Below are 7,533 nucleotides of genomic sequence, written 5' to 3'. Positions count from 1 at the left end.
CGGTGGAGCTGCATGACAAAGTCATCGGGCATTATCTGAACATAAAACACTATCAATAAGTTAGAGTCATTACCCATTTTTCAATACTCATAATCCATCACCCACTATTGAAAATACATTGCTGTTTTTTACAACCGGTGCAAGGTTTGTTATTTTCATTCACTCATCGGAAACATTTATTTATTGACGCGATGATTAAAACAAAATGTCTTATATAAATAATGATTAATTCTTAAAGGATTAATGCGACTGGAGTATATCGATATAAACCGAAGTTAACGAGATAATTTCTTGTGGTGAAATTATTATTTAAATGCTGAATAACATATTCAGCATTATTTAATAAAAAAATAAAACCGCAATCCAGAATCAGAATTGCGGTACCTCTTTAATTATGAATCAATCGTTGCGGATGAGTATAAATCGTCGCCCGTCCCGGCTTACAAAAACCTACCAGCGTCAGGTTACATCGCTCGGCGACCTCTACGGCAAGCGTTGTCGCGGCAGACACAGCAAACAGAATTTCTACCCCGCACATCGCTGATTTTTGCACCATTTCATAGCTGGCACGGCTGGAAACCAACACCGCACCCTGCTGCCAACGTTCACCTTCTTGCGCCCGCCGACCTAACAGTTTATCCAGCGCCACATGGCGGCCCACATCTTCATGTCCGCCAGCCAGTTCGCCAGACGGCAACATCCAGGCGGCGACGTGAGTACAGCCGGTCAGTTGCCCCACTGGCTGGAAATCATTGAGATGGCGTAATGCATCATCCAGTTTGTTGAGATCAAACGTTTGGGTGAACGGCAACGGCTGCACTGGCTTACCGATGTCGTTAAGTTGCTCCACGCCACATACGCCACAGCCCGTGCGCCCCGCCAGTGCCCGACGACGCTCTTTCAACCCCATAAAGCGACGGCTGGAAAGCTCAATTTGCACTTCCAGACCATTACACGAGGGAACAACATCCATGCCGAATATATCGCGCGGACTTTCGATAATTCCTTCTGAAAGCGAAAAACCGAGCGCAAACAGTTCAAGGTCTTTGGGCGATGCCATCATCACTACGTGCGAAATGCCGTTGTAGACCAACGCAACGGGAACTTCTTCCGCGACTTCATCAAGCCGGGAACGTTGTAAATCATCACGCTGCCATAACTCAATTTGTCGCATTCCCGTGATATTTGTCACATTTTTGATTTCTTTTTGCTGTGTTTTTTTCACTTTCTCTTAACCAGATAAGAACACACACACCAAGATTATGGTATTCTGTTACAAACCCTTCCTGGATGGAGGGAAATTGAGCCAATTCTGGACCTTTGCGGCCCCTTCCGCAAAGAAAAATAACTCCCACTCCCTGCACACGCAGCAAGCGAATGTAAATGGGACGTGACAATGTCGAAACAAGGAGCAATCCATGCAGGTCAGCAGAAGGCAGTTCTTTAAGATCTGCGCTGGCGGTATGGCAGGCACCACGGCAGCGGCACTGGGTTTTGCACCCAGCGTAGCACTCGCGGAAACCCGGCAGTATAAACTGCTGCGCACCCGCGAAACCCGTAATACCTGCACCTATTGTTCCGTAGGCTGTGGGCTGTTGATGTACAGCCTCGGTGACGGAGCAAAAAACGCCAAAGCATCTATCTTCCATATCGAAGGCGATCCGGATCACCCGGTCAACCGTGGTGCACTTTGTCCGAAAGGCGCTGGCCTGGTGGATTTTATCCACTCCGAAAGCCGTCTGAAGTTCCCGGAATATCGTGCGCCTGGTTCTGACAAATGGCAGCAAATCAGTTGGGAAGAAGCGTTTGATCGCATCGCCAAACTGATGAAAGAAGACCGCGATGCGAACTACATTGCGCAAAACGCCGAAGGCGTGACCGTTAACCGCTGGCTCTCCACCGGAATGTTGTGTGCTTCCGCGTCGAGCAACGAAACCGGCTATTTAACGCAAAAATTCTCCCGCGCGCTGGGTATGCTCGCGGTCGACAACCAGGCGCGTGTCTGACACGGACCAACGGTAGCAAGTCTTGCTCCAACATTTGGTCGCGGTGCGATGACCAACCACTGGGTCGACATCAAGAACGCCAACCTTGTCGTGGTGATGGGCGGTAACGCCGCTGAAGCTCACCCGGTAGGATTCCGCTGGGCGATGGAAGCCAAAATTCACAACGGCGCGAAGCTAATTGTGATTGATCCTCGCTTTACGCGCACGGCGGCGGTGGCTGACTACTATGCCCCAATTCGTTCCGGTACTGACATTGCTTTCCTGTCAGGCGTTTTGCTGTACCTGCTGAACAATGAAAAATTCAACCGCGAATACACCGAAGCCTATACCAACGCCAGCCTGATCGTGCGTGAGGATTACGGCTTTGAAGATGGCCTGTTCACCGGCTACGACGCGGAAAAACGTAAGTACGATAAATCTTCCTGGACTTACGAACTGGACGAAAACGGCTTTGCCAAACGCGATACCACGTTGCAACATCCGCGCTGCGTGTGGAACTTGCTGAAACAGCACGTTTCCCGTTATACGCCAGATGTGGTTGAAAACATCTGTGGTACGCCAAAAGACGCGTTCCTGAAAGTCTGCGAATACATCGCAGAAACCAGTGCTCACGATAAAACAGCCTCGTTCCTTTACGCGCTCGGCTGGACGCAACACTCCGTTGGTGCGCAAAACATTCGTACCATGGCGATGATCCAGTTGCTGCTCGGTAATATGGGGATGGCTGGCGGCGGCGTTAACGCCCTGCGCGGTCACTCCAACATTCAGGGGCTGACGGATCTGGGGCTGCTGTCGCAAAGCCTGCCGGGTTACATGACGCTGCCAAGTGAGAAGCAGACCGATCTGCAAACCTACCTTACCGCCAATACGCCGAAACCGCTGCTGGAAGGCCAGGTCAACTACTGGGGCAACTACCCGAAATTCTTCGTCTCAATGATGAAGGCCTTCTTTGGTGATAAAGCGACGGCGGAAAATAGCTGGGGCTTTGACTGGTTGCCGAAGTGGGATAAAGGCTACGACGTCCTGCAATACTTCGAGATGATGAAAGAGGGCAAGGTCAATGGCTATATCTGCCAGGGCTTTAACCCTGTTGCCTCATTCCCGAACAAAAACAAAGTGATCGGCTGTCTGTCAAAACTGAAGTTCCTCGTCACCATCGACCCGCTGAACACTGAAACCTCCAACTTCTGGCAGAACCACGGTGAGCTGAACGAAGTTGATTCGTCGAAGATCCAGACCGAAGTGTTCCGTCTGCCATCGACCTGCTTCGCGGAAGAGAACGGTTCAATCGTTAACTCCGGTCGCTGGTTGCAGTGGCACTGGAAAGGTGCGGACGCCCCAGGGATTGCGCTGACTGATGGCGAGATCCTCTCCGGTATCTTCCTGCGCTTGCGCAAGATGTATGCCGAACAGGGTGGCGCGAACCCGGACCAGGTGCTGAACATGACCTGGAACTACGCCATTCCGCATGAGCCGAAGTCGGAAGAAGTAGCGATGGAGAGCAACGGTAAGGCGCTGGCCGATATTACCGATCCGGCAACCGGTGCGGTTATCGTCAAGAAAGGCCAACAACTTAGCTCGTTCGCCCAACTGCGCGATGACGGTACAACCTCCTGTGGCTGCTGGATTTTCGCCGGTAGCTGGACGCCGGAAGGCAACCAGATGGCACGCCGTGATAACGCCGATCCGTCTGGCCTCGGTAACACGCTGGGCTGGGCATGGGCATGGCCGCTTAACCGCCGCATCCTGTATAACCGCGCCTCCGCAGACCCGCAGGGTAACCCGTGGGATCCGAAGCGTCAGTTGCTGAAATGGGACGGCACTAAGTGGACCGGCTGGGATATTCCGGACTACAGCGCAGCACCTCCTGGCAGTGGCGTCGGGCCGTTTATCATGCAGCAGGAAGGCATGGGGCGTCTGTTTGCCCTCGATAAGATGGCGGAAGGTCCGTTCCCGGAACACTACGAGCCGTTTGAAACGCCGCTGGGGACTAACCCGCTGCATCCAAACGTTATCTCGAACCCGGCTGCGCGTATCTTTAAAGACGACGCCGAAGCATTGGGTAAAGCCGATAAGTTCCCGTATGTCGGAACCACCTATCGTCTGACCGAGCACTTCCACTACTGGACCAAACACGCGCTGTTGAACGCGATTTTGCAACCAGAGCAGTTTGTGGAAATCGGTGAGTCGCTGGCGAATAAACTTGGCATTGCTCAGGGCGATACCGTGAAAGTCTCCTCCAACCGTGGCTATATCAAAGCCAAAGCGGTGGTGACCAAACGTATTCGCACGCTGAAAGCGAACGGCAAAGATATCGATACCATCGGTATTCCGATTCACTGGGGCTATGAAGGCGTAGCTAAAAAAGGCTTTATTGCCAATACGTTAACGCCATTCGTTGGTGATGCGAACACGCAGACGCCGGAGTTTAAGTCCTTCCTTGTGAATGTGGAAAAGGTGTAACGGAGACGACATATGGCTTATCAATCTCAAGATATCATTCGTCGTTCCGCGACTAACGGTCTGACCCCCGCGCCTCAGGCGCGGGACTTCCAGGAAGAAGTGGCGAAACTCATCGACGTCACCACCTGTATCGGCTGTAAAGCCTGTCAGGTGGCGTGTTCAGAGTGGAACGACATTCGCGATACCGTCGGCAATAACATTGGGGTGTACGACAACCCCAATGATTTAAGCGCCAAATCGTGGACGGTAATGCGCTTCTCGGAAGTGGAGCAGAACGACAAACTGGAATGGCTGATCCGCAAAGACGGCTGTATGCACTGTTCCGATCCGGGCTGCCTGAAAGCGTGCCCGGCGGAAGGGGCAATTATTCAGTATGCCAACGGTATCGTCGACTTCCAGTCCGAGCAGTGCATTGGCTGCGGTTATTGCATTGCGGGCTGTCCGTTCGATATTCCGCGTCTTAACCCAGAAGACAACCGCGTCTACAAATGTACGCTGTGCGTTGACCGCGTGGTGGTTGGGCAAGAACCGGCCTGTGTGAAGACCTGCCCGACGGGCGCGATTCACTTCGGTACGAAAGAGTCGATGAAAACGCTAGCGAGCGAGCGCGTGGCTGAGCTGAAAACCCGTGGTTACGACAATGCGGGTCTGTACGATCCGGCTGGCGTCGGTGGTACACACGTGATGTACGTGCTGCACCATGCTGACAAGCCGAACCTGTATCATGGCTTGCCGGAGAACCCGGAAATCAGCGAAACCGTGAAATTCTGGAAAGGCATCTGGAAACCGCTCGCGGCTGTTGGCTTTGCGGCTACCTTCGCGGCCAGTATCTTCCACTACGTGGGTGTCGGTCCGAACCGTGCGGATGAGGAAGAGAACAATCTGCACGAAGAGAAAGACGAGGAGCGCAAATGAAACGACGTGACACCATCGTGCGCTACACCGCGCCGGAACGTATCAACCACTGGGTAACCGCCTTCTGTTTCATCCTGGCGGCGGTGAGTGGGCTGGGCTTTTTGTTCCCGTCCTTCAACTGGTTGATGCAAATCATGGGCACACCGCAGCTGGCGCGAATTCTGCACCCGTTTGTCGGCGTGGTTATGTTTGCCTCGTTCATCATCATGTTTTTCCGTTACTGGCATCACAACCTAATCAATCGGGATGATATCTTTTGGGCGAAGAATATTCGTAAGATCGTCGTCAACGAGGAAGTAGGTGACACCGGGCGTTATAACTTCGGTCAGAAATGCGTTTTCTGGGCAGCGATTATTTTCCTGGTTCTGCTGCTGGTGAGCGGTGTGATTATCTGGCGTCCTTATTTTGCGCCTGCTTTCTCAATCCCGGTGATCCGATTCGCGTTAATGCTGCATTCATTTGCCGCAGTAGCGTTAATTGTGGTTATCATGGTGCATATCTACGCCGCCCTTTGGGTGAAAGGCACGATTACCGCCATGGTGGAAGGATGGGTTACCAGCGCATGGGCGAAGAAACACCATCCACGCTGGTATCGTGAAGTCCGCAAGACAACGGAAAAGAAAGCTGAATGAGTATTCGCATAATCCCGCAAGATGAGCTGGGTTCGAGCGAGAAACGTACGGCGGATATGATTCCGCCGTTATTGTTCCCTCGGCTCAAGAATTTATACAACCGCCGCGCCGAGCGTCTGCGCGAGCTGGCAGAAAATAATCCGCTGGGTGATTACCTGCGCTTTGCTGCGCTTATCGCCCACGCCCAGGAAGTGGTGCTGTACGACCATCCGCTGGAGATGGATCTGACCGCGCGCATTAAAGAAGCCAGCGCACAGGGTAAGCCACCGCTGGATATTCACGTCCTGCCGCGCGATAAGCACTGGCAAAAGCTACTGATGGCGCTGATTGCTGAGCTGAAACCAGAAATGAGCGGTCCGGCGCTGGCCGTGATTGAGAATCTGGAGAAGGCATCAACACAGGAGCTGGAAGATATGGCCAGCGCACTGTTTGCCTCTGATTTCTCGTCCGTCAGCAGCGATAAAGCGCCGTTTATCTGGGCTGCACTGTCGCTCTACTGGGCGCAGATGGCCAATCTGATCCCCGGCAAAGCCCGCGCTGAATACGGCGAGCAACGTCAATATTGCCCGGTTTGTGGTTCTATGCCGGTGTCCAGCATGGTGCAAATTGGCACCACTCAGGGTCTGCGTTACCTGCACTGCAACCTGTGCGAAACCGAATGGCACGTGGTGCGCGTAAAATGCAGCAACTGCGAGCAGAGCGGCAAACTGCATTACTGGTCGCTGGATGACGAACAGGCCGCGATTAAAGCCGAAAGCTGCGATGACTGCGGCACTTACCTGAAGATTCTTTATCAGGAAAAAGAACCGAAAGTTGAAGCCGTGGCAGATGACCTCGCCTCTCTGGTACTGGACGCGCGAATGGAGCAAGAAGGCTACGCCCGTAGTTCCATTAACCCGTTCCTGTTTCCGGGTGAAGGGGAGTAATCTCTGACGTTTTCCGGGTGGCGCTGGTCGCCCGGATTACAGCTCATAGGGTGTGACGACACCTGCTATTCCCGCAAAATCTCTCGTATTTCGCGAGGCGTTTTCCAGATACGATGTAACAGTTGCAGTTATTATAAGTTCAAGTAAAACAGCCTCGTATTAATACCAGAATAAGGGCATCTGGTTTTTTATATTCAAGAATAAAAAAATTTTTGTCATTCCTTATGATCCTTACACTGATCATCAACACCTACTGTCTCACCCCTTTGCCTGCCACCCTTTGCTTTACGCACCGGGAATTGCTGACGCTCCAGATATTGCTCTATCGCTTCGCGCAAAATTGCAGATCGCGAAACCTTACGCCAGCCCCTGAGCTTATTCAGCCGTTTAATTGCCTCTTCTGATAAATGAAGAAAAACCGTATTCATCGCCATTTTCACCACCTTACATATATTTCTCATTAATGTATGTGCGAAAACTACGCCGAAAAATTAATTAACGAAAGCTGATCTTTGCGGTAATGACTCTAACTTATTGATAGTGTTTTATGTTCAGATAATGCCCGATGACTTTGTCATGCAGCTCCACCGA

At 52.1% G+C, this 7,533-nt stretch carries 8 protein-coding genes; 5 read left to right on the top strand and 3 right to left on the bottom strand.

Annotated elements, in window-relative coordinates:
- Positions 1-2: 2 nt before the first annotated feature.
- Positions 3-59, top strand: coding sequence for an IS1 family transposase (locus FC814_RS23755; RefSeq protein WP_003032489.1), 57 nt, complete (start codon positions 3-5; stop codon positions 57-59).
- 329 nt (positions 60-388) lie between these two features.
- Here the strand turns inward: FC814_RS23755 and fdhD are convergent, their stop codons facing one another.
- On the bottom strand, positions 389-1,225 hold the full coding sequence (gene fdhD, locus FC814_RS21670; protein ID WP_000753605.1) for a formate dehydrogenase accessory sulfurtransferase FdhD: 837 nt from the start codon (positions 1,223-1,225) through the stop codon (positions 389-391).
- A gap of 193 nt (positions 1,226-1,418) precedes the next feature.
- Between fdhD and fdnG the strand changes: the two genes are divergently transcribed.
- The 4 genes from fdnG to fdhE are packed head-to-tail and all read left to right on the top strand — an operon-like array spanning position 1,419 to position 6,942.
- Positions 1,419-4,469 carry a formate dehydrogenase-N subunit alpha gene (gene fdnG, locus FC814_RS21665; RefSeq protein ID WP_011310337.1) on the top strand — a complete coding sequence of 1,017 codons (3,051 nt, stop codon included), beginning with the start codon at positions 1,419-1,421 and terminating at the stop codon, positions 4,467-4,469.
- A 12-nt stretch (positions 4,470-4,481) separates the two neighbouring features.
- Positions 4,482-5,384, top strand: coding sequence for a formate dehydrogenase O subunit beta (gene fdoH, locus FC814_RS21660; protein WP_000331377.1), 903 nt, complete (start codon positions 4,482-4,484; stop codon positions 5,382-5,384).
- Entirely contained in the window at positions 5,381-6,016 is a 636-nt protein-coding gene (fdoI, locus tag FC814_RS21655; RefSeq protein ID WP_000829031.1) for a formate dehydrogenase cytochrome b556 subunit, read from the top strand. Before fdoH ends, fdoI begins: the two co-directional genes overlap by 4 nt.
- Positions 6,013-6,942, top strand: coding sequence for a formate dehydrogenase accessory protein FdhE (gene fdhE / locus FC814_RS21650; protein ID WP_000027708.1), 930 nt, complete (start codon positions 6,013-6,015; stop codon positions 6,940-6,942). Before fdoI ends, fdhE begins: the two co-directional genes overlap by 4 nt.
- 215 nt (positions 6,943-7,157) lie before the next feature.
- Here the strand turns inward: fdhE and FC814_RS21645 are convergent, their stop codons facing one another.
- A complete protein-coding gene (locus FC814_RS21645) occupies positions 7,158-7,376 on the bottom strand; it encodes a CopG family transcriptional regulator (RefSeq protein WP_001251287.1) in 219 nt (72 codons plus the stop codon).
- A 97-nt stretch (positions 7,377-7,473) separates the two neighbouring features.
- Positions 7,474-7,533, bottom strand: a 60-nt coding sequence (locus tag FC814_RS23750) for an IS1 family transposase (RefSeq protein WP_071528444.1), incomplete at its 5' end; no start/stop codon positions are given.

Origin of the sequence: Escherichia sp. MR (assembly GCF_005280595.1) — a bacterium.
GTDB lineage: Bacteria > Pseudomonadota > Gammaproteobacteria > Enterobacterales > Enterobacteriaceae > Escherichia > Escherichia ruysiae.
Note: the sequence above shows the minus strand (reverse complement) of the source record. Positions and strands in the feature narration are given on the sequence as shown.